The organism is Micromonospora sp. NPDC048839, from assembly GCF_040649915.1.
Classification (GTDB): domain Bacteria; phylum Actinomycetota; class Actinomycetes; order Mycobacteriales; family Micromonosporaceae; genus Micromonospora.
Genome location: NZ_JBEZGL010000003.1, coordinates 355,274 through 374,981, shown reverse-complemented (window position 1 = coordinate 374,981; position 19,708 = coordinate 355,274). Strand labels below are relative to the sequence as shown.

General features: G+C 71.5%; 19 protein-coding genes, 1 tRNA gene and 1 pseudogene. 12 read left to right on the top strand and 9 right to left on the bottom strand.

Going from position 1 to position 19,708, the window contains the following annotated elements; genetic code table 11:
• Nucleotides 1–9 precede the first annotated feature (9 nt).
• Nucleotides 10–975 (top strand): EamA family transporter, encoded by a 966-nt coding sequence (locus AB0C25_RS07810; protein ID WP_357370685.1) that lies wholly within the window; start codon nt 10–12, stop codon nt 973–975.
• Nucleotides 976–988: 13 nt separating this feature from the next.
• A pseudogene (locus AB0C25_RS07805) lies at nt 989–1,690 on the top strand (HAD family hydrolase); the annotation flags it as partial.
• 188 nt (nt 1,691–1,878) lie between these two features.
• Here the strand turns inward: AB0C25_RS07805 and AB0C25_RS07800 are convergent.
• Both AB0C25_RS07800 and AB0C25_RS07795 read right to left on the bottom strand, forming a co-directional pair.
• Nucleotides 1,879–2,484 (bottom strand): DUF559 domain-containing protein, encoded by a 606-nt coding sequence (locus AB0C25_RS07800; RefSeq protein ID WP_357370683.1) that lies wholly within the window; start codon nt 2,482–2,484, stop codon nt 1,879–1,881.
• Between the two features lie 1,037 nt (nt 2,485–3,521).
• Nucleotides 3,522–4,142 carry a helix-turn-helix domain-containing protein gene (locus tag AB0C25_RS07795; protein WP_357371068.1) on the bottom strand — a complete coding sequence of 207 codons (621 nt, stop codon included), beginning with the start codon at nt 4,140–4,142 and terminating at the stop codon, nt 3,522–3,524.
• Between the two features lie 225 nt (nt 4,143–4,367).
• Here AB0C25_RS07795 and cysS point away from each other — a divergent pair, with 225 nt between their 5' ends.
• Both cysS and rlmB read left to right on the top strand, forming a co-directional pair.
• Entirely contained in the window at nt 4,368–5,783 is a 1,416-nt protein-coding gene (gene cysS / locus AB0C25_RS07790) for a cysteine--tRNA ligase (protein WP_357370680.1), read from the top strand.
• Nucleotides 5,783–6,928, top strand: a complete 1,146-nt coding sequence (gene rlmB / locus AB0C25_RS07785; protein ID WP_357252691.1) for a 23S rRNA (guanosine(2251)-2'-O)-methyltransferase RlmB — start codon at nt 5,783–5,785, stop codon at nt 6,926–6,928. Before cysS ends, rlmB begins: the two co-directional genes overlap by 1 nt.
• A gap of 49 nt (nt 6,929–6,977) precedes the next feature.
• Here the strand turns inward: rlmB and AB0C25_RS07780 are convergent, their stop codons facing one another.
• Both AB0C25_RS07780 and ugpC read right to left on the bottom strand, forming a co-directional pair.
• Nucleotides 6,978–7,559: a hypothetical protein gene (locus AB0C25_RS07780; RefSeq protein WP_357370678.1), complete on the bottom strand. Its 582-nt coding sequence runs from the start codon at nt 7,557–7,559 to the stop codon at nt 6,978–6,980.
• 168 nt (nt 7,560–7,727) lie between these two features.
• Nucleotides 7,728–8,819, bottom strand: coding sequence for a sn-glycerol-3-phosphate ABC transporter ATP-binding protein UgpC (gene ugpC / locus AB0C25_RS07775; RefSeq protein WP_357370676.1), 1,092 nt, complete (start codon nt 8,817–8,819; stop codon nt 7,728–7,730).
• Between the two features lie 341 nt (nt 8,820–9,160).
• On the opposite strand from ugpC, the gene AB0C25_RS07770 reads away from it, so the two are divergent.
• The 6 genes from AB0C25_RS07770 to AB0C25_RS07745 all read left to right on the top strand — a co-directional run bounded on the left by AB0C25_RS07770 (nt 9,161) and on the right by AB0C25_RS07745 (nt 12,448).
• Nucleotides 9,161–9,237: transfer RNA gene (locus AB0C25_RS07770), tRNA-Thr, on the top strand.
• Nucleotides 9,238–9,281: 44 nt separating this feature from the next.
• Nucleotides 9,282–9,449 carry a hypothetical protein gene (locus AB0C25_RS07765; RefSeq protein WP_357370674.1) on the top strand — a complete coding sequence of 56 codons (168 nt, stop codon included), beginning with the start codon at nt 9,282–9,284 and terminating at the stop codon, nt 9,447–9,449.
• Between the two features lie 234 nt (nt 9,450–9,683).
• Nucleotides 9,684–10,412, top strand: coding sequence for a hypothetical protein (locus tag AB0C25_RS07760; RefSeq protein ID WP_357370673.1), 729 nt, complete (start codon nt 9,684–9,686; stop codon nt 10,410–10,412).
• Nucleotides 10,413–10,839: 427 nt separating this feature from the next.
• Nucleotides 10,840–11,241, top strand: coding sequence for a helix-turn-helix transcriptional regulator (locus AB0C25_RS07755; protein ID WP_357370671.1), 402 nt, complete (start codon nt 10,840–10,842; stop codon nt 11,239–11,241).
• Nucleotides 11,242–11,276: 35 nt separating this feature from the next.
• Entirely contained in the window at nt 11,277–11,696 is a 420-nt protein-coding gene (locus tag AB0C25_RS07750; RefSeq protein ID WP_357252672.1) for a VOC family protein, read from the top strand.
• Between the two features lie 107 nt (nt 11,697–11,803).
• Complete coding sequence (locus tag AB0C25_RS07745) at nt 11,804–12,448, top strand: histidine phosphatase family protein (RefSeq protein ID WP_357370669.1); 645 nt, start codon at nt 11,804–11,806, stop codon at nt 12,446–12,448.
• Here AB0C25_RS07745 and AB0C25_RS07740 read toward each other — a convergent pair.
• Nucleotides 12,436–12,966, bottom strand: coding sequence for a hypothetical protein (locus AB0C25_RS07740; protein WP_357370667.1), 531 nt, complete (start codon nt 12,964–12,966; stop codon nt 12,436–12,438). The two genes, AB0C25_RS07745 and AB0C25_RS07740, sit on opposite strands and share 13 nt — an antisense overlap.
• 238 nt (nt 12,967–13,204) lie before the next feature.
• On the opposite strand from AB0C25_RS07740, the gene AB0C25_RS07735 reads away from it, so the two are divergent.
• Both AB0C25_RS07735 and AB0C25_RS07730 read left to right on the top strand, forming a co-directional pair.
• On the top strand, nt 13,205–13,972 hold the full coding sequence (locus tag AB0C25_RS07735; RefSeq protein ID WP_357370665.1) for an enoyl-CoA hydratase/isomerase family protein: 768 nt from the start codon (nt 13,205–13,207) through the stop codon (nt 13,970–13,972).
• 63 nt (nt 13,973–14,035) lie between these two features.
• Nucleotides 14,036–15,583: a serine/threonine-protein kinase gene (locus AB0C25_RS07730; protein WP_357370663.1), complete on the top strand. Its 1,548-nt coding sequence runs from the start codon at nt 14,036–14,038 to the stop codon at nt 15,581–15,583.
• 72 nt (nt 15,584–15,655) lie between these two features.
• Here the strand turns inward: AB0C25_RS07730 and AB0C25_RS07725 are convergent, their stop codons facing one another.
• The 4 genes from AB0C25_RS07725 to AB0C25_RS07710 all read right to left on the bottom strand — a co-directional run bounded on the left by AB0C25_RS07725 (nt 15,656) and on the right by AB0C25_RS07710 (nt 19,657).
• Nucleotides 15,656–16,099 (bottom strand): HNH endonuclease, encoded by a 444-nt coding sequence (locus AB0C25_RS07725; RefSeq protein WP_357370661.1) that lies wholly within the window; start codon nt 16,097–16,099, stop codon nt 15,656–15,658.
• A 212-nt stretch (nt 16,100–16,311) separates the two neighbouring features.
• The gene (locus AB0C25_RS07720) at nt 16,312–17,523 is read right to left on the bottom strand and encodes a hypothetical protein (protein ID WP_357370659.1); all 1,212 of its coding nucleotides are present in this window, start codon (nt 17,521–17,523) and stop codon (nt 16,312–16,314) included.
• A 67-nt stretch (nt 17,524–17,590) separates the two neighbouring features.
• A complete protein-coding gene (locus tag AB0C25_RS07715) occupies nt 17,591–19,144 on the bottom strand; it encodes an FAD-dependent oxidoreductase (RefSeq protein ID WP_357370657.1) in 1,554 nt (517 codons plus the stop codon).
• Nucleotides 19,145–19,174: 30 nt separating this feature from the next.
• The gene (locus AB0C25_RS07710; protein WP_357370655.1) at nt 19,175–19,657 is read right to left on the bottom strand and encodes an MSMEG_6728 family protein; all 483 of its coding nucleotides are present in this window, start codon (nt 19,655–19,657) and stop codon (nt 19,175–19,177) included.
• Between the last annotated feature and the right edge of the window lie 51 nt (nt 19,658–19,708).

Below are 19,708 nucleotides of genomic sequence, written 5' to 3'. Positions count from 1 at the left end.
GAGCGCGACATGCACTCACGACCTGCCGCCGGGGCCGCGTTGGCGCTGCTCTCCGCAGTCACCTTCGCCACCTCGGGCACCTTCGCGCGATCACTCATCGAGGCCGGCTGGTCGGCCGAGTCGGCAGTGATCGCCCGGGTCGGCATCGCCGCCCTGGTGCTGGCGATCCCTGCCCTGCTCGCGATGCGGGGGAGGTGGGCCGTCCTGCGCAGCAACGCCACGTCCATCGGGCTCTTCGGGCTCCTCGGCGTGGCGCTGGCCCAGGTCTGCTACTTCAACGCCGTGCGCTACCTGCCGGTCGGTGTCGCGCTGTTGCTCGAATACCTGGGCATCATCCTCGTCGTGGGGTGGATGTGGCTGCGGCACGGGCAACGACCCCGCCGGCTCACCGTGGCCGGGTCGGTAGCCGCCCTGATCGGACTGGCGTTCGTGCTCGACCTCGCTGGCACCGCCGACTTCCACCCGGTAGGTGTGCTCTGGGGGCTGGGCGCGGCATTCGGCCTGGCCGGGTACTTCGTGCTCGCCGGACGGGTCGACCCCCGGCTGCCCTCGGTCGCCATGGCCAGCGGCGGAATGGCCGTCGGTGCCGTCGTGCTGCTCCTCATCGGGCTGACCGGTCTGCTGCCGCTGCGCGCCACCTTCGGCGAGGTCACCTTCGCCGGGCAGTCCACCAGTTGGTTGCTGCCCATCGCCGGGCTTTCGCTGGTGGCCGCCGTCATCGCGTACCTGGCCGGCATCGCCGGCAACCGGATCCTCGGCCCCCGGCTGTCGTCGTTCGTCGGGCTGACCGAGGTGCTCTTCGCGGTGCTGATCGCCTGGCTGTTCCTGGACGAGTTGCCCACCGGCTGGCAGCTCCTCGGCGGCGCGATGATCGTCGCCGGGGTCGCGCTGGTCCGACTCGACGAGCTGCGCAGGACTCCATCAGCGTCCGCGTCCGACCCAACCGAGCCGGCGCTGGCGCTCGACGGTCGGTGAGACAGTGGGCAGCGTGCTGACCACAGTGGTGTTCGACGCCGACGAAACTCTGCTCGACCTGCGCCCCGCGGTGACCGGCGGGCTGGTGGCCGTCCTCGACGAGATGCGACGGCGTACCCCTGCGGCGACCGAGGTGACGCTCGCCGAACTCGAATCGGACTGGGACGCGGTCTTCGGTGACCTGTCGGCTGCCCCGGTCATGGAGATCCGCCGCGCCGCACTGGCCCGGTCGCTGGCCCGCGCCGGCCTGAACGACGACCTGGACGACATCGCCGACCTCTTCTTCGACCGCCGGTTCGCCCTCACCAGACCCTTCCCGGACGTGCCAGCGGCTCTGGCCACGCTGCGCTCCCGGTACGCCCTGGGCTTCGCCACCAACGGCAACAGCCGCGCCGAGCGCTGCGGGCTCACCGGAGAGTTCGCCTTCGAGGTGTACGCCCACCAGAACGGCCTGCCCAAGAAGCCGGCCCCGGAGTTCTACGCGGCGGTGGTCGCCGCAGCCGGGGTGCTAGCCGGGCAGATCGTGTACGTCGGGGACTCGTGGGAGCACGATGTGGTGGCACCCCGGCGGGCGGGCTTGCGATCGGTGTGGGTGAACCGGCACGGGCTGCCTCGTCCGCACGGTCACCTGCCCGACGCCGAGGTGTCCAGCCTGGCCGACCTGCCAGCCGCGCTCGCCAGCCTGCCAGCCGGGCTGACCGACGTGCCGGCCGAGCCGGCCGGGCTGACCGATGTGCCGGCCGTGCCGGCCGGGCTGACCGATGTGCCGGCCGTGCCGGCCGGGCTGACCGATGTGCCGGCCGTGCCGGCCGGGCTGCGGGCTTGATCGACTCGGTTTTCCTGAAGACGGGGTGTCGAGGTGCGGTGGAAGGCGCGGTTTGCAGGAACCCGAGATGATCATGATCATGTGGACGATCCCCGTCGCCATCCGCGGCTGACCAGCGCGTCCCGCACCTCCCGAAGCACCGCCGGGAACTCGCCGTGCAGCCGTCGGCTGGTCACGTGCAGGACCAGCCAACCCGCGTTGACCAGCAGGTTTAGTCGACGGCGGTCGCGGTGCAGTTGCTCTGCGTCGGAGTGCCACTTCCCGTCGTACTCCACCGCCACCCGATATTGCGGCCAGGCCAGATCGGGGTGCAGGACAACGCCGATGGGTAGGCGTACCGGATGTTGAACCACGGGGCGCGGCAGCCCGCCCAGCACCAACCGCACGCGTAGGTGCGACTCCGGTGGAGATTCGGCTCCGCCGTCGGCCAGGTCGAAGACCCAGCGCGCTCGTCGCCCACCAGGCCGGTCGGCGTTGCGGGCAGCCAGTGCGGCCAGGGTGTAGCGATCGGCCAGCCCCTGCCCGAGCAGCGAGTCGACGATGGCGACGGCCCGAACCGGATCGAGCCAGACAGCCGTTTCCCAGGCGGCCCGCCCAGGGTCGGACCGGGGGATGGGGGCATCCTGCTCTCGGGACCCGATTGTGCTGGCCGCCGCCCACCCAACGCCCGGCCGGGCCGTCACGATTGCCCCTGCTCTGATGGACGCTGCCGCCGGGCGGGACAGTTGTCGGGCTGGGCGTGGTGACGTTCCGCCGGCAGGCGGGCGCCCTGCTCCCATAGGTCGCGCCGCATCACGTGGCCGTCCTGCGTCCGGCGGCCGGCTCGCGTCTGGCGGCCGGCTCGCGTCTGGCGGCCGGCTCGCGTCTGGCGGCCGGCTCGTGTCTGGCGGCTGGCTCGTGTCTGGCGGCCGTCCTGCGTCTGGCGGCTGGCTCGCGTCTGGCGGCCGTCCTGCGTCTGGCGGCTGGCTCGTGTCTGGCGGCCGTCCTGCGGCTGATGGTCGTCTTGTGCCTGGCAGTCGCCGTGTCGTTGGTGGGGGTGTGGCCGGCTCTGGGGTGCCGCTCGCCGTGAGTGGGGTGAGGGCGTTGACGTGCACGCTGAGGCCGCGCTGTGGGCCGACCCGCAGTGATCGGGGCACGAGGACGTGCACGTCGTCGGTGAAACTCGCGGCGTGTTGGACGCCGTGCAGGTAGGCGGCCGACGGGCCGCCGACGACCACTCCGGGCGGTAGCCGGAGGAGTGCGGCGCGACACGCGAGGGCGTGGTCCCGCTCCAGCCGCGCATCGGCGTAGATGTCGTGGCGCAACCGCACCCAGGCGGAGTTGCGCAGCTGATGTTCGGTAAGCAGGCCGTCTCGGACGGCGTCGGAGCCGCGGAAGACCTGCCAGGTCAGGGCATCGGGGCGATGCGGACGTGGTGGCATGCCCAGCAGCCTGCCGACCACCGACTGGCCACCGAAACCCCTGTGGACAACCCGGCCCGCGCGTGCCGCCGGACCTGTGGACAACCACGAATCCGCCTGCCGATTGTGCTATGGCCCCGGCCGGATCGACCGACACCTGAGTCATTTGGACCGCCCGCCGGCGATGATCCACTCGCGTTCCTGAAAGTCGGGCGGTCGTTGGCCTTGAGACACCGCGACTTTCATGAACCCGAGTTGATCAATGGCAGTGCGGGGTCGGGTGCGAGGTGGTGGGGCGGCATAGGGGGCGGCGGTCGGGATCAGCTCAGGGCGGTGGTGATGGCTGTGGCGGCGGCCAGCACCTGGGGGCCGATCTTGTCGACGTCCAGTGGGGCGAGCGCGACCACGCCGACGCTGGCCTCCAATCCGGGTACGCCGAGCACCGGTGCGGCCACCCCGTACGCCCCGGCCTGCAACTCCCCGCTGCTGCTCACCGGCGTCGCCTCCCCGGCTCGGCCGGCCAGGATGGCTCGGCCCGCCGCCCCTCGGTCCAGCGGGTGCCGTGCCCCGGCGCGGTACGCGACGTGGAACGACGTCCAGGTTGGCTCGACCACGGCCAGGGCGACGCCCTCGCCCCCCTCGACGACGGTCAGATGTGCGGTTGCGCCGGCCTGCTCGGCGAGGCGGCGTAGCGCGGGCAGGGCACCTTCAGCGAGCAGCGGCTGGGCGCGTCGGGCCAGGTGCAGCAATCCGGCGCCGAGGCGCAGTCGGCCGTCGCCGTCGCGGCGCAGCATGCCGTGCCCGGTGAGTGGGCCGACCAGCCGGTAGACGGCGGCCCGGCCGATGCCGAGCCGGTTGGCGGCCTCGGTGACGGTGAGGCCGCCCGAGGCGTCGGCAACCAGGTGTAGCAGCCGTAACCCTCGGTCGAGGGTCTGCGACATCTCCCCGGGGCGTCCCGCCACGGCATCGGCACGCCCGACCGCGCTGGCTTGTCCGACCGCGCTGGCTTGTCCGACCGCGCTGCCTTGTCCGACCGCGCCGGCTTGCCCCGGCACAGCGTCGGTGGGGGCTGGAGTCTCGCCGGAGCGTGCGGTCGCGTCCACGCCTGGCAGCGTACGACCCGGCACCGGCAGGTCCGGACAGGCACGGACAGCTACCCTTGTACGGTGACACTACGCCTGTATGACACCGCCACCCGATCGGTGCGGGACTTCGTCCCCCGGGAAGCCGGCAAGGTGGGGGTCTACCTGTGTGGTCTCACCCTCCAGTCTCCGCCGCACATCGGTCATCTTCGCTCCGGCGTCAACTATGACGTGCTGCGACGGTGGCTGCAGGCCGCCGGCTACGAGGTCACCTTCATCCGCAACCTGACCGACATCGACGACAAGCTCCTGGTCAAGTCGGGCGAGCAGGGGCGACCGTTCTGGTCGATCGCGTACGCGAACGAGCTGCTCCTGGCCGAGTCGTACCGGGCGTTGAACGTACTGCCGCCCACCTATGAGCCGCGCGCCACCGGGCACATTCCGGAGATGCACGAGCTGATCACCAAGTTGATCGCCGACGGGCACGCGTACCCGGCCACCGACGGCTCCGGCGACGTCTACTTCGACGTGGCGTCCTGGCCGGCGTACGGGTCGCTGTCGGGCCAGTCTCCGGACGCGATGCAGTCGGCCGGGGACGCCCCCGACCGGGGCAAGCGGGACCCGCGCGACTTCGCGCTCTGGAAGGGCGCCAAACCGGACGAGCCGGCGGACGCCTACTGGCCGTCGCCGTGGGGTCTCGGCCGCCCGGGTTGGCACATCGAGTGCTCGGCGATGTGCTGGCGGTATCTCGGTCCGGAGTTCGACATCCACGGCGGCGGGCTGGACCTGACGTTCCCGCACCACGAGAACGAGATCGCCCAGTCCAAGGCCGCCGGTCTGCCGTTCGCCCGCTACTGGGTGCACCACGGTCTGCTGAGCATCGGCGGGGCGAAGATGGGCAAGTCGGCCGGCAATGCGCTCGACCTGGCGTACGTGGACGCGCTCGGGGTGCGGCCGGTCGAGCTGCGTTACTACTATGCCGCCGCGCACTACCGCTCGCTGATCGACTACTCGGAGGACTCGCTCCGCGACGCCGCGACCGCGTACCGCCGGATCGAGGGTTTCGTGCAGCGGGCGGCCGAGCGGGTCGGCGTCGGCCAGCCCGGCGAGCTGCCCGGCGGCTTCGTCGCGGCGATGGACGACGACCTCAACACGTCCGCCGCGCTGGCCGTGCTGCAACAGCACATTCGGGACGGCAACACCGCGCTGAGCGTCGGCGACGATGTGACCGTCCGCACCACCCTGGCCGCGGTGCGGGCGATGCTGGATATCCTCGGGGTCGACCCTCTCAGCCCGGCCTGGACCGGTGGTGGCCGCACGGATGATCTACGTGCCGTGGTGGACTCCCTGATCGCGTTGGCCCTGGAGCAACGCGCGCAGGCCCGGGGCCGCAAGGACTGGGCTGCCGCCGACGCGGTACGGGACCAGCTCAAGCTGGCCGGTGTGGTGGTCGAGGACACCCCCCAGGGCCCCCGTTGGACTATTGGAGAGCAGGACTGATGGCCGGCAACTCGCAGCGCCGTGGCCGGCGACTGACGTCGAAGGCAGGCGCCCCCAAGGGCACCGGCGGCAAGAACAAGGACTCGTTGGCCGGGCGGGGGCGCACCCTGCCCGCCGACGAGCGGCCGTGGCACAAGGGCTACTCGGGCACCGAGAAGCTGCCCCAGCGCACCGCCTGGAAGCAGGACAAGGAGCGTCGCGCGGCGGCTGAGGAGGGGCGCGCCCCCAAGATCGGTCAGCCGGGCAGCAAGGACACGACCTGGGGCCGGGGCGGCGGTCGGGGCGTACCGGGCGGCCGGGGTGCCGCCACCGGTAGGGGTGCCACCGGCGGCCGGGGTGCCACCGGCGGTCGAGGCGGCCCTCGGGTCGCGCCGGGACGCAAGTCCAACCCGAGCAAGGACACGCCGGAGCTGCTGGTCGGGCGCAACCCGGTGCTGGAGGCGCTGCGCGCCCAGGTGCCGGCGACTGCGCTCTACACCGCGCAGGGCATCGACATGGACGACCGGATCAACGAGATCATCCGGACTGCCGCCGACCGGGGCATCGCCAACCTGGAGATCAGCCGGGCCGAGCTGGACCGGATGACCGGCGGGGTGCTGCACCAGGGCGTCGGGTTGCAGGTGCCGCCATTCGCGTACCAGCCGTTCGAGGACATGGTCGCCGCCGCCCTGGAGCAGCAGGCCCCGCTGCTCGTCGCGCTGGACGGTGTCACCGACCCGCGCAACCTGGGCGCCGTGATCCGCTCGGCCGCCGCGTTCGGCGCGCAGGGTGTCTTCGTACCCGAGCGTCGTGCCGCCGGGATCACCGCGACCGCCTGGCGGACCAGCGCCGGCGCGGCCGCGCGGGTGCCCGTGGCGCAGGTGACCAACCTGACCCGGTCGCTGAAGGCGTGCCGGGACGCCGGCTTCATGGTGGTCGGCCTGGACGCCGACGGTGACACCGACCTGTACGACCTGGAGGCCGCCGTCGGTCCGCTGGTGGTCGTGGTCGGATCCGAGGGTCGCGGGCTGTCCCGCCTGGTCGGGGAGACCTGCGACCTCACCGTCAGCATCCCGATGATCTCCGAGGTCGAGTCGCTGAACGCCAGCGTGGCCGCCGCGGTCACCCTCGCCGAGGTCGCCCGCCGCCGCTCGGTCGAGCTGTAACGACGTCGACGAGGCCCCCTTCCGCCCGGTGCGGGAGGGGGCCTCGCCGTCAGATCTGCCGGGTCCAGGAGACGAAGAGCAGCGCCCCCGCGAGCGCCATCAGCAGGGTGGCCGGGAGTAACCAGCGCGGACCTCGCTCCCCGTCCAGGCGCCGGGTCAGCCGTTGGTGCACGGCGGCGATCCCGATCAGCGCGGCCAGGCCGGCGGCAGCGATCGGCAGGCCGACGAGGAAGTGCACCAGCCACGCGCCGGCCCGGGTCGGACCACCCCAGGCATCGTCGTACGGCCCGGAGACCACCACGCCGTAGAGCACGCCACGCAGCACCAGCAGCAGTTGGACGCCGAGCGGCAGCAGGGCCACCGCGCCGAGGAGCAGGCTGAGCAGCGCGTGGCCCAGCACCGCGACCGGGCCGGGTCGTCGGCCGGGCACGGGCGTCGGGGGTGCGCCGAGCAGTCCGGTACGCAGGGACCGCCACCGCGCGACGGCGGCACCGGCCCCGCCCCACGGGGTCGTCACCAGCGCGAACAGGGCGACCGGCACCAGCGTCGCGCAGTAGACGAGGCTGCGGCCGGCCAGGCGGACCAGCAGGTACGACCGGGAACTGTTGATCGGTTGAGCGGTGGCGGACACGGCGTCTCCTCGGGTCGGGCGTGCCGCGAGGTTACGAGCGCGACCCGCCGTGCCGAGTCACCCCAGAGAGCCACATCCGCGCTGGCTCCCCGGGGTGAAGAGCCACCACCGGTACGACGACAGGGGCAGCCCGCCGAAGCGGACCGCCCCTGTCGGTTGCGCGTTACGTCAGATCCGGCCGCCGGTGGCGGCGTGGAAGACGTGGCTGCGGCCGGTACGCGGCTTGACGAACACGGTGTCACCCATGTTCGGCATGGTGCGCCGGTCCGTGCGGACGACGAAGCGCTCCGAGCTGCCACCGAGTGCGGCGTGGCCGTAGACGTTGGCGTCCGAGCCGAGGTCCTCGACCAGCTCGACCACGACCGGCATGCCACCCTCGGTCGGGCTGACCAGGTCGCAGTCCTCCGGGCGGAAGCCCACGGTCACCTTGCCGTCGCCACCCTCGGCGCGGGCCGCCGCGACCTGCTCGCGGGTCAGCGGGATGTTCAGCTCGGCGAACTCGGCGCCCTGCTCGTTCAGCGCCACGGTCTTGATGTTCATGGCCGGGGAACCCATGAAGCCGGCGACGAACACGTTCGCCGGGGTGTCGTAGAGCGCGCGGGGGGTGTCCACCTGCTGGAGGACACCGTCGAGCAGCACGGCGACGCGGTGACCCATGGTCATGGCCTCGACCTGGTCGTGCGTGACGTAGACCGTGGTGACGCCCAGCTTGGCCTGCAGGGACGCGATCTGGGTACGGGTCTGCACACGCAGCTTGGCGTCGAGGTTCGACAGCGGCTCGTCCATGAGGAAGACCTGCGGCTCGCGGACGATCGCGCGGCCCATCGCGACACGCTGACGCTGACCACCGGAGAGCGCCTTCGGCTTACGGCTGAGGTATTCCTCCAGCTGCAGCAGGGCTGCCGCTTCCTTGACCCGCCGGTCGATCTCCGACTTGGAGGTCTTGCGCAGCTTGAGGGCGAACGCCATGTTCTCGTACACCGTCATGTGCGGGTAGAGCGCGTAGTTCTGGAAGACCATCGCGATGTCACGGGCCTTCGGGGGAAGGTGGGTGACGTCACGCTGGTCGATGTAGATCGACCCGGCGTCCACGTCCTCCAGGCCAGCGAGCATCCGCAGGCTCGTGGACTTGCCGCAACCGGAGGGGCCGACCAGGACGAGGAACTCGCCGTCGCCGATCTCGAGGTTGAGCTCGTTGACGGCGGGACGCTCTTGGCCCGGGTAGACCCGGGATGCCTTGGAATAGGTGACCGTAGCCATGGTGAAGCGCTTCCTTTCACCGGCAGGAACGTGCCGGACGATCCGAGTGAAGGAGCGACCGGCACGTATCCGTGCCGGTCAGCGGACGGCGGCTCGGCGCGCGAGGGCGCCGGGCTGTCTCCCGTGTCAGTGAACCGTAAACGGGTTTCCCCCTGCTGCCAAGGCAGGACGGCACCCAACCTGGCCCACGTCCTACGCATTTCGGGCAGTCGGGCACGCTCAACCATCAACCGACACGCCCGTGCACCCTTGCGCGTCGGCTTGTTGACGTTTCCAATGCTCGGGAGGCCTCGCGAGCGGGATATCCGGACGTCACTCGCTATGCTGACCTCGACGCACGCGCCCCTGTAGCTCAGCTGGCCAGAGCACTCGCCTTGTAAGCGAGATGTCGCCGGTTCGATCCCGGCCGGGGGCTCCAATTCCATCAGGCATTTCCCGAGGGGCACTGCCGCGAGGCGGCCGGTGGACAGCATCGGTCTGCTGCCGTTCCTGGTGTCCGAGGAAGGTGAGCCAGGGCAACTCGGGCAGCGGCAAGATCACCTCCGAGTCCTCGGTCATGGCGTTCTGCTCGTGGAGCTGCCCGGCAGCCTTCTGCCCGGCGACCCGCCGCACGATGTGCTGTCGCCGTAGTGCGCCATCGTCCGAGTCGAGATCCGGTGTCAAGGCAGCCTTGACGTGGCGTGCGGACTGGAGCAACTTTCCCTATGAACGGGACGCTGGTAGGCGGATCGGTTGGTGACGAATGCCAGGTAAGTTACAAACGCCCAAATGGTCCATCTCGGCTAACGCTTGAAGTGATATTGTTCAATCGAGTAGTAAGTGTGCGCGGTCTGTGCGGAAATCGGGAAAGATGCTGGAGGTGAAATGGCCATCGCGCAACGCGACCCCGAGGACGATGCTATCGCCCAGCAGCGAATTGTATCTCGATCATTCTTGTTTGTTTATGTGCCTTTGATCTTCATCGTCATCTTGTCCGCCAACTTGGCGTGGGTAGTTTATCGCCAAAATTCAAACAGCCCACAGGCTTCGGATGCCGGCATGAAGTTCTTGAGCATTGATGCGAGCGCGAGTCTACTCGCCTTGGCGGTTGGATTGCTGTTAACTCGATTGCAATGGGCTAGCGCAAATCGTCCCTCTATGGCCTTTGCGATCGATGATGAAGGGGCGCAGTTCAGTAAGGACAGCACGTCTTGGAGGATCTGGCTACACAACGGCGGGCCGGGCCACGCAGTTATCCGCGACTTCCGTTACACGATCAGATTTGTCGGTCAGCCCGCTTCCACGCTGTGCCGCCTTTCGGAGATCAACCAAGCCCTTGCCTCCAGAGGCCTTGTAGATGGCCGGGACTACTTCATCAGATGGCTTGAGCGGGGCGCTCCCAGTCCTCCCATCGGGCACTATGACCAGGGATTGAAAGTTGCCTGGTTTAGCCTAGAGGCGCTTGCGGAGCTTGCGGAGTTCAACATCCACATCACCTTGGTGGACGGGGCGGGCGACGTCCATGCGGTGGATCTGTTTGCTATCGACAAAATGCCGAGTGTTGCAGTAAGGCGATTCATGGAGTTGCGAAATTCGAAGACGGTAACTCCGTAACACTCCCTGCCGATGCTCGCCACTAACGCCGTTGCTCAAGATCCTAGGTTCTCGCTCGACGGGTTTGTTGATCTTCTAATTCGACGCAACACGCAGGTCGGTACAACGTGACAACGGGTCACCCTGCCTGCATCGACCGTGGCTATGCCAGTCAAATTGGGTGACTAGCTTGACAGTCCCGGGGTAGGGACGTCGGATTTCGGTGGCGCTCACGAGCAGGTCATATTTCCCTTGTGTAGCAGTAAGCTGCTGAAGATGGCCGGCAACTAAGCGCAGCAACGATGCCAGGTAAGCAGTCCGGGCCAGCCCTTTGTCTTCCGGCTGGCAACGCGTTGTCTTTGTCGGTTCGCTCCGAGGGGCAGCCCGGCGTCGGCCAGAGCGCCGGCGGTAGCCTGGGCACCGGCAGCGAGCGGAGCGGGGGCGGCCGATGAGTCGCGCAGTGGAGGAGTCGAACCGGGCGATGCTGCGTGCTCGGGACGCGATGGACCGGGCGTACGCCAAGCCGCTGGACATCCCCGCGCTGGCCCGCATCGCGTACGTCTCCGAGTCGCACTTCATCCGCACCTTCCGGGCCACGTTCGGTGAGACCCCGCACCGTTACCTGCAACGCCGCCGGGTGGAGCGGGCGATGATGTTGCTGGTGGAGTCCGATCGGGACGTGACGGACATCTGCTACGCCGTCGGCTTCAGCAGCCTGGGCACGTTCAGCCGGACATTCCGTCAGATCGTCGGCGAGTCACCCTCGGATTTCCGGCGGCACCGCGTCGCGCCGGGCAACGTGCCGTCGTGCTTCGCCAAGGCTTGGACCCGACCAAGTAGTTTTGGATAAGCAGCAGGTCACGGGCGCCCTCTAGCGTCATGGGCATGACGATGAACGCGATCAGCCGCTCCCAGATCTACGTCCTCGACCAGGACGAGGCGCTCGATTTCTACGTGAACAAGCTCGGCATGGAGGTCAACACCGACCAGGATCTCGGCTTCATGCGGTGGCTGACGGTCAACCTGCCCGGCGACCCGGAGCGAGAGATCCTGCTGGAGAAGCCGGGCGCACCGGCGCTGGACCCGGCCACCGCCGAGCAGGTCCGCGAGCTACTCACCAAGGGCGCCCTGGGTGGGTACCTCTTCATGACCACCGACGACGCCCACAAGACGCACGAGGAACTCGTGGCGAAGGGCGTCGAGATCACCGACGAGCCGACCGAGCGCCCGTACGGGATCGACTTCGGCATCCGGGACCCGTTCGGCAACCGGATCCGCATCGGCCAGATGTTCCCGCGCGCGTAGGGGGAGCGGACGCGAGCGGCGTCCGGCCGGGTCGACTGGGCTGACGGCCGCAGGACGGGGAGGTGCGCGGTGGAGCCCGCACCTCCCGGTGTGTTGGGGTGGGCGGCATGCTGACCCGCCTGCTGTACCTCGCCCGACACGCCGAGCAGGACCTGACCGCCGTGCGGGAGTCGGATGCCGGAGAGCCGGACACGGGCCTGACGGAGCGCGGCCGGCAGCAGGCCGAGCTGCTCGGCGAGCGCCTGCGGGGCCGCCGGTTCGCCGCCGTCCACCATGGGCCGTTGCGCCGGGCCGCGCAGACCGCCGAGCTGGTCGCCGGGTCGCTGCCCGAGATCCCGGTGTACGCGTCGGAGCTGGCCGGCGACCACCTCCCACACGACACGGACCCGGCCGGCCTGCCGCCCGCGTACGCCAAGTTTCTGGCGCAGTTTTCGGCGGCCGAACGGGTCGGCGGGCCGCGGGTGACGGCGGCGGCCGTGCGGCGGTTCGCCGGCCCGGTTCCAGGGGAGGCCCCCGACGGCGAGCCGGTCCGCGAGCTGGTCGTGACGCACAGCTTCCTGATCGCCTGGCTGGTGCGGCACGCGCTCGACGCGCCGGAGCGGCGTTGGCTGGGCTTGAACCTGCACAACGCGGGCCTGACCGTGATCCGGTACGGCCCGGCCGGCCCGCCGAATCTGATCGCCGTCAACGACGTGGCCCATCTTCCGCCGGAGTTGCGGGGCACCGGCCTGCCCCCGGACTACCTGGTCTGAGTGCCGGTTGCCTGCAGGAGCAGCTTGACCAGGGCCTGGGTGGCCGGCGGTGGGGCGGCGTCGGCCGGGCAGTCGACGTAGCCGGTCTCGATGCCGCCCACGGTGAGGCGGTAGCTGAACGCGTCCGAGCAGGTGGTCGAGCGGGTCGGCTGCCGTGCCTCGGCGGCCAGTCGGGGGTCGGCGGCCAGTCCCGTCAGGCGGCCGAGGTCGGCGGGGGTGAGCTGGCCGGTACGTCGACTGCCGGCCCGGTCGACCGCGGTCCACCGACCGTCCGGCTCGACGGTCACGGCGTCACCGCGGCCGGCGAAGCCGCCGGAGGTTCGCAACATGACCTGGGTGGGTGTGCCGCTCGTCGCGGGGCCGCCGGTGGGGGCGACGGTCGGCGGCGGGGTGGCGGTGTCGGCCGGGCCGGGAGCGGTGGTGGTCGGGGTGGTGGGAGCTCGGTCGACGCCTGTGCAACCGGTCAGGAGCGCGGCCAGGAGTGCGACCGTGACAGCACTCGTCGATGCGGGTCTCATGTCCGTCGGACGCGCGACTCCAACCGCTGGTTCCCCATCCGAGTCTGCGCCGTTCCGCAATCTTGGACACAGCCCGCCCGCGCTAACGGAAACTATCCAAGATTGCTTCGTCAGCGCGCCTGCGGCGGGCCTGACCGATCGTCTTCGCTATCGTCGCCGCAGCGGCGCGCGGCGCGGGCGGCCGGACCGGCGCGCGGCGCTGGCGGCGTCGCTCCACGGTGGCGCGGAAGGAGCGGACGTGTCGGACGCGGAGTTGACCGTCGAGGTGACCGGGCCGGTCGCGACGGTGGTGATCCACAACCCGGCCCGGCGCAACGCGATGACCGCCGCCATGTGGCGTCAGCTCCCGGAGTTGCTCGACCGGCTGGAACCCGACCCCGACGTGCGGGCGCTGGTGCTCACCGGCGCGGGCGACGCCTTCTGCGCCGGTGCGGACCTGGGTGATCTGTCCGAGCTGCTGGACGCCGGCGACGCCAGCATCGCGGTGGCCGCCGAGGAACGGTTGGCCGGCTTCGCGAAGCCGACCGTCGCGGCCATCCGGGGTGCCTGCGTCGGCGGTGGTGCTCAGCTCGCGGTCGCCTGTGACCTGCGGATCGCGGCGCAGGACGCCCGTTTCGGCGTACCCCCGGCCCGGCTCGGTCTGGTCTATCCGGCACCGACGACCCGCCGGCTGGCCCGGCTCGTCGGCCCGTCCGCCGCCAAGTTCCTGCTGTTCACCGCCGAGCTGATCGACGCCGAGCGGGCCCTGCGGGTCGGCCTGGTCGACGAGGTGCTGCCACCGGACCGGCTCGCCGCGCGGGTGGACGAGTTGACCGCGATGATCGCCCAACGGTCGGCGCTGAGCGTCGCCGCGGCGAAGGAGATCATCGACGACCGGGCCGGGGCGGCCCGGATCGCCTGGTGGCATCGGAAGGTGCTGACCACCGGCGAGGCCCGCGAGGGGGTCGCGGCGATGGCCGAGCGGCGTGCGCCGCGCTTCGCCTGGCGGCCGCCGAGCGACGACTGAGTGCGCGGGCTACCGGCGGGGAGGGGGTGGTCCGCTGCCGGCCGGTACGGCAGGCTGTCCGTCGTGCAGCGTGATCAGTTGCTTGCGGGCCGCTATCGGCTCCTGGAGCGTCTCGGCAGTGGCGGAATGTCGGTGGTGCACCGGGCGTACGACGAGGTGCTCGAACGAGATGTCGCGGTGAAGGTGCTCGTCGCCTCGGACACCTTCGCTCGGCAGCGGATCCGCGCCGAGGCCAAGGCGGCTGCCCGACTGTCGCATCCGCACGTCACCGGCGTGTACGACTACGGCGAGTCGCCCGTGGACGGTTCGCCGGTCCCGTTCGTGGTGATGGAGTTGCTCGGCGGTCTCACTCTCGAACAACGGCTGGCGACCGGGCCGCTGCCGCCGCGTGCCGGCTTACGGGTCTGCGCCGAGGTGGCCTCCGCTCTCACGGCCGCGCACGTACAGGGGTTGGTGCACCGGGACATCAAGCCGAGCAACGTGATGCTCACGCCGACCGGCGCGAAGGTGCTCGACTTCGGCATCGCGGCCGTCGCCGGCGAGTCGGAGATCGACTTCGAGGGGCGGCTGCTGGGCACTCCGGCCTATCTCGCCCCGGAGCGACTGGAGGCCGGCGAGGTGCTGCCGGCCTGCGACGTGTACGCCCTGGGCCTGCTGCTGCACCGGGTGCTCACCGGCGGGCTGCCGTGGTCGGCCGAGACGCAGACCGGGATGCTCCGCGCGCACACGCACGTCGAGCCGGACCCGCTGCCGGAGATCGACGGCGTGCCGCCCGAGGTCCACCGGCTCTACCGCTGGTGTCTGGCCCGCGACCCCGCCGACCGGCCGCCGGCGGCCGAGGCGGCCCGCATCCTGCTCGCCGCCATGACCGGAGCGACGTCCGAGGAAACGGGCGTCACCGCGGCACCGGGGGTCGGCTCAGAGGAAACGGGCGTAACGGCGGCGCCGGAGGCCGGCTCAGCCGAGCCGACCGACACCGCGACCGCCGACTCGGCCGCTCCGACGAGACGCCTGTCGTGGCGTCGGCGTCGTCGTCGGGCCATCCTGGCGGTCGGCGGCGCGGTGCTCACCGCGATCACGATGGCCGGGTCGCTCGGCGACTTCGGCAATCGTCGACCGGGGGAGGGTCCTCCCCCGACCGGCCGGGGCCCGGGCACCACCGCCGTGGGGATGTCACGCGCCCCGGAGCCGGCCGACGAGATCACGACCGGGCCGTCCGCCGTCCCGCCGGCCCAGGACACCGCGGCTGCTGCCCGGACCGGCCCCCCGACCGGTCCGGGCCCGACGGCGACCCCCGCCCCGACAGCGGCCCCGACCGCCACCGCGCCCGGCCCCACGCCGACCACGCCCGGCCCGGCCGCGTCGACGCCCACCCTTTCCGCGGACGTGCCCGTGCAGGCGCAAGGAGGGACGATCACCGTCCGCTGCGTGGGGAAGTCCGCCGAGGTGCTCGCGGTGGCACTCGCGCCCGGATTTCGGGCGGAGGCCTACGACCCGGGCCCGGCGAAGCAGATCCGGGTCGAGTTGACCTCCACCGAGCACCGCAGCGAGATCCGGGTGAACTGCCCCGACGGCCGCCCGAACCCGCAGGTGAAGGAACGCGCCGCCTGACCCGGGGGCCGACGGGTGCCGCGCTCCGGGACGTGCCCGGGACGCGGCCCCCCGTTCCCGCCGGCCGGTCCGTCACCGCCCGGCGAGCGCTCCCCAGCCCGGGTTCACCGGCTCCCGGCGCAGCGGCATGCCCGCCTCCGCCGGCGTCCGGTCACCCTTGCGCTGGTTGCACCCGTAGCAGGCGGCGGTGGTGTTCCGCCAGGTGTTCCGGCCGCCGCGCGAGCGGGGCAGGATGTGGTCGATGGTGGAGGCCGCCCCACCGCAGTACGCGCAGCAGCGGTCGTCGCGGCGCATGACCCCGGCGCGGGACCAGGCCGGCCCGGCGCTGAACCTCCACCTGGTGACGACGTAGCGGACCAGCCGCACCACCCGGGGCATCGGGAAGACGCCGATTACCTGGTCCGGCTCGGCCTCGTGGATCTCGGCGACCCGGCGGCAGAGCATCCGGACGGCATGTTGAACGGTGACCCGGTGCAGCGGGCCGAGGTCGGCGTTGATGACGAGGACGGCGTCCACCGGGGCTCCTTTCACGATGGTGACGGACAGCGAAGAGCCGCCCGGTCCGGTTGGTGGACGGGGCGGCTCGGCGCGTACGGGTACGCGTCAGTCGGGCCGGCCCGCCCGGGGACCTTCCGCTCGGCAGCCGTCGCCGGGCAGCGTCGACGGCACGGTGCTGACGTGCGACATCGTCATGATCTGCTCCCGCGGCGGTGGTTGACCTTGCCTGATCACGGTAGGTCCGGGCGGGTGAGGGGGGCAACGTATTTCGATCGGCCGCCCGGCTCCTCCGGGCGGCGGGGACGGCGGGTCCGGGGTGCGACGACCGCCGTGCGCCGGGCGGCGGTCAGCGGCCGGTCCAGCCGCAGGGCCATGCGCGCGGTGAGTTCGCTGTCCAGCAGGGGCCGGTTGACCTCGCCGGCGACCGCCAGCGCCGGCCCGGAGACCGACCGCCAGATCGCGGCCAGGCCGGCGCCGAGACCCACCAGGGCTACGGTGGCCCGGGTGGTGGGTGAGCCGGCGGCCGCGGCGGCGCTCACGCCGACCACCGCGAAGAGCACCAGCAGCAGGGGTACGAGCACGGGCCAGAAGATGCCCCGCGCCGCCTGCGCCACCAGCCGCCGATCCCGGATGATCAGGTTCCGGGCGATCACCGCGTAGTCCTCCTCGTCGAGCAGGTCGCGGGGGTGCAGGCCGCCGGTGAGCACGTCCCGCCAGAGGTCACCCTGGCCCCGCAGGGCCCGGCTCAGCTCGGCGGGCGCCGGTTCGGCCGGGTCCCCGTGGCCGGCCCGGTCCACCGCGGTCGCCCAGGCGGCCAGCGACCGGCGCACCACTGCGGCCGAGTACGGCGGCAGCACGCTGGCCAACTCGTCCAGCCAGCGGCTGATCTGGATCTGCCGCCCCCCGAACTGCTTCAGCAACTGGGCGGCGTCGCCGGCTCGGACGGTGTCGGCCACTGATCGGCCCAGCCGGTAGGCCAGCCCGACCCGGTGGTTGGTGGCCATCGCCCAGCGCAGCACCTCGACGTTGAGGTCGTCGAGGGCGAGCAGCAGTGGTACCGGATCGGCCGGGTCGGGCCGACCCGGGTCGGGCAGCAGGGTCCGGGCGGCGGACGTGTCGGGCACCGCCCCGGTGTGCCGGGTGAGTTCGGCGATCTGGGCCAGCGCGACGTCCACCCCGTCGAGGTACATGCGCATCCGCCGGTGGGCGGACATCTCGGTGAGGTTGGAGAGCTTGGCCGGCGGTACGGATGGTCGGGCCTCGACGGGGGCGCCGAACTCGGTGTGCTGCCCGTGGTGGTAGGCGTCCGCCATCCACCAGCCCAGGCGCAGTGCGGTGACGATGCAGGCGCGTTCGTCGCGGATCAGTGGGTACGCGTCGTCGCGGCCGATCTCGCCGATTGGTGGGCGGTTCTCCGCGCCGGCGCGGTGCAGTGGCGACATCCCCCGCTGCCCTCCCGCCCGGTCGATCGACGGTTGATCAACCAAGCGTACGACAGCGCACCGATGCTTATGTTGTGTTTTGTCGGTTTGGGGTGCCGCGACCGGCCAGCAACCCCCGAGGCCGGATCGACCGCACCGGCTCCGCCGCGCCGCCCTCCGCACGCAGGATGTGGTTCGCGGCGACGATGCCCGTCGCCGCGGAGCGTTCCATCAACGCGCTCGGGAAGTCCGTGGCGATGCCGTCACCGGCCAGGTAGAGGCCGGACGCGTCGGTGCGTACCCCCGGTCGCCACGCGTGGCTGCCCGGCGTGAACGCCGGCGCCTGCGCCTCCACCCGGGCCCGCAGCTCGCGGACCCGCAGGTCGCCGGCCTCCGGCCAGAGCGCGACCAGCTCGCAGCGCATCCGCTCGGCCAACTCCTCGGCCGGCACCCCCGGCTCGCAGGCGTACGCGTGCAGCTCGATGATCGACCCACCGGTCTGTCGCGCCCAGCGCCGCGACTCGTTCTCCAGCCGGTGGTAGAGCGTCACCGAATCCAGCGTGGGCTGGCGGGACACGCCGCTGAACACCGCCCGCTCGGCGGCCACGTCCCCGTCGCACCAGTACCGGGCCACCGCGTACGGCGGGCCGGGGCGGCCGAAGGCGGGCATCCGGGCGGCCAGCTCCGGTGCCTGCTCGACCAGGTCGGGGGAGGCCGCGACAAGCGCCGCGAGCGCCGGCGGGTCGACGGCCAGCACGACGTGACCCGCCGGATGACTGCCGCCGTCGGTGGTCGTCACCCGCCAGCCCTCGGCGTCCCGGTGCACCCCGGTCGCGGCGCAACCGGTGCGGACCCGACCGCCGTGCTTCTCGACGTGCCGGGTCAGCGGCTCCCAGATCGCCGTGGCGTAGTCCTCGTCCGGGCAGTCGAACGCCAACCCCTCCGGGTTGCCGAGCAGATAGAAGTGGAACTGGGCGACCATCTCGGCGGCCGACATCTCCGCCTCGTGGTTGAAGAACGAGTGCGAGAAGACCTCGAACAGCATCGCCCTCGCCCGGTCCGGTAGCCGCAGCGACGCCAACAGTTCGTCGGCCGTGGTGTCGTCCAACTCGGCGTAGGTGCGCACCGGGTCGTAGGTGAGCAGCGGCAGCGCGGCGTCCCGGTCCATCAGGCGCAGGTCGCCCAGGCGCAGGCTGGGGCTGCGCAACAGCAGCGCGAGCAGGTTCGCCGGCGGTGCGGGCGGCAGCCTGCCGAACTCCTCGGTCGGCCACTGCGCACTGAGGATCGGGTAACCCGGAATGGGCTTGAGGAAGCCCAGGTCGGGATCGATCCGGCGGAGGATGGACCGCCAGTTGTAGTACTGCCGGAAGAACGCGTGGAAACCGTGCTCGTTCTGCTGGCTGCCCTCGGCCAGCGCCTCCGGCCAGGCGCCCAGTCGGCCGCCGAGCGTCGGTGCCGCCTCCAGCACCGTGACCGCCACGCCCCGCTCGGCGAGCACCACCGCCGCCGACATGCCGGCGATGCCGCCACCCACCACCACCGCCGCGCTCGGTCGCGGCACGCGGTCCGCGCCACCGCCGCCCGGGTCCACCAGATGTTGGCGTACGCCGATGAGCCGACCCGCCACTTGCGACAGCGCCATGGACACCTACCTCTCTCTGCCCAGTCTCCTCTACGCGAGGCAGCGGCGCGCGCGGTCCGAGGCGGGCCAGACGTACTCCAGGTCCGGCGGAACGTCGTCACCGAAGAGGGGCCGGTAGTGCTCGGGATCCTTGCGGACCAGCGACGAGCGGTGGCTCAGGTGCAGGTCGTCGCGACCCAGCCACGGCGGCAGCTCACCAGCCTCGGCCAGCTCGTCCTGGGTCCGTACGACGCCGGCCCCACAGGCGGCCGCGAGGTCCACGGTCATCGTGGTGGCGCAGGTGTCCGCCCGCCCCGGCTCGGTCCACACGGCGCACATGTCCAGCCCGTAGCGGGTCAGCGCCTCCTCGTACCCGGCCCACATCTTCACCGCCGGGTGGTTACGCCAGCCGTACCCGGGTCGGGTGAGCCCCCGCAGCACCTGGATGGCCTCCACCCGCTGTTTGCCCAGCCGCTTCTGGTCCAGCGTGCGGGCGCTGGCCAGGAAGTCCGGGTACGGGAGGAACGTCTGCATGCGGCTGCACTACCCGTCGCGGGAGCCGGCATGCCTGGGCGCGGGATGATC

Excerpts from the sequence above, each read along its gene's own strand:
- AB0C25_RS07810 (WP_357370685.1), top strand. The coding sequence starts at position 10 with ATGCACTCACGACCTGCCGCCGGGGCCGCGTTGGCGCTGCTCTCCGCA.
- AB0C25_RS07795 (WP_357371068.1), bottom strand. The coding sequence starts at position 4,142 with ATGTCGCAGACCCTCGACCGAGGGTTACGGCTGCTACACCTGGTTGCC.
- rlmB (WP_357252691.1), top strand. The coding sequence starts at position 5,783 with ATGGCCGGCAACTCGCAGCGCCGTGGCCGGCGACTGACGTCGAAGGCA.
- ugpC (WP_357370676.1), bottom strand. The coding sequence starts at position 8,819 with ATGGCTACGGTCACCTATTCCAAGGCATCCCGGGTCTACCCGGGCCAA.
- AB0C25_RS07760 (WP_357370673.1), top strand. The coding sequence starts at position 9,684 with ATGGCCATCGCGCAACGCGACCCCGAGGACGATGCTATCGCCCAGCAG.
- AB0C25_RS07755 (WP_357370671.1), top strand. The coding sequence starts at position 10,840 with ATGAGTCGCGCAGTGGAGGAGTCGAACCGGGCGATGCTGCGTGCTCGG.
- AB0C25_RS07750 (WP_357252672.1), top strand. The coding sequence starts at position 11,277 with ATGACGATGAACGCGATCAGCCGCTCCCAGATCTACGTCCTCGACCAG.
- AB0C25_RS07745 (WP_357370669.1), top strand. The coding sequence starts at position 11,804 with ATGCTGACCCGCCTGCTGTACCTCGCCCGACACGCCGAGCAGGACCTG.
- AB0C25_RS07740 (WP_357370667.1), bottom strand. The coding sequence starts at position 12,966 with ATGAGACCCGCATCGACGAGTGCTGTCACGGTCGCACTCCTGGCCGCG.
- AB0C25_RS07720 (WP_357370659.1), bottom strand. The coding sequence starts at position 17,523 with ATGTCGCCACTGCACCGCGCCGGCGCGGAGAACCGCCCACCAATCGGC.
- AB0C25_RS07715 (WP_357370657.1), bottom strand. The coding sequence starts at position 19,144 with ATGGCGCTGTCGCAAGTGGCGGGTCGGCTCATCGGCGTACGCCAACAT.
- AB0C25_RS07710 (WP_357370655.1), bottom strand. The coding sequence starts at position 19,657 with ATGCAGACGTTCCTCCCGTACCCGGACTTCCTGGCCAGCGCCCGCACG.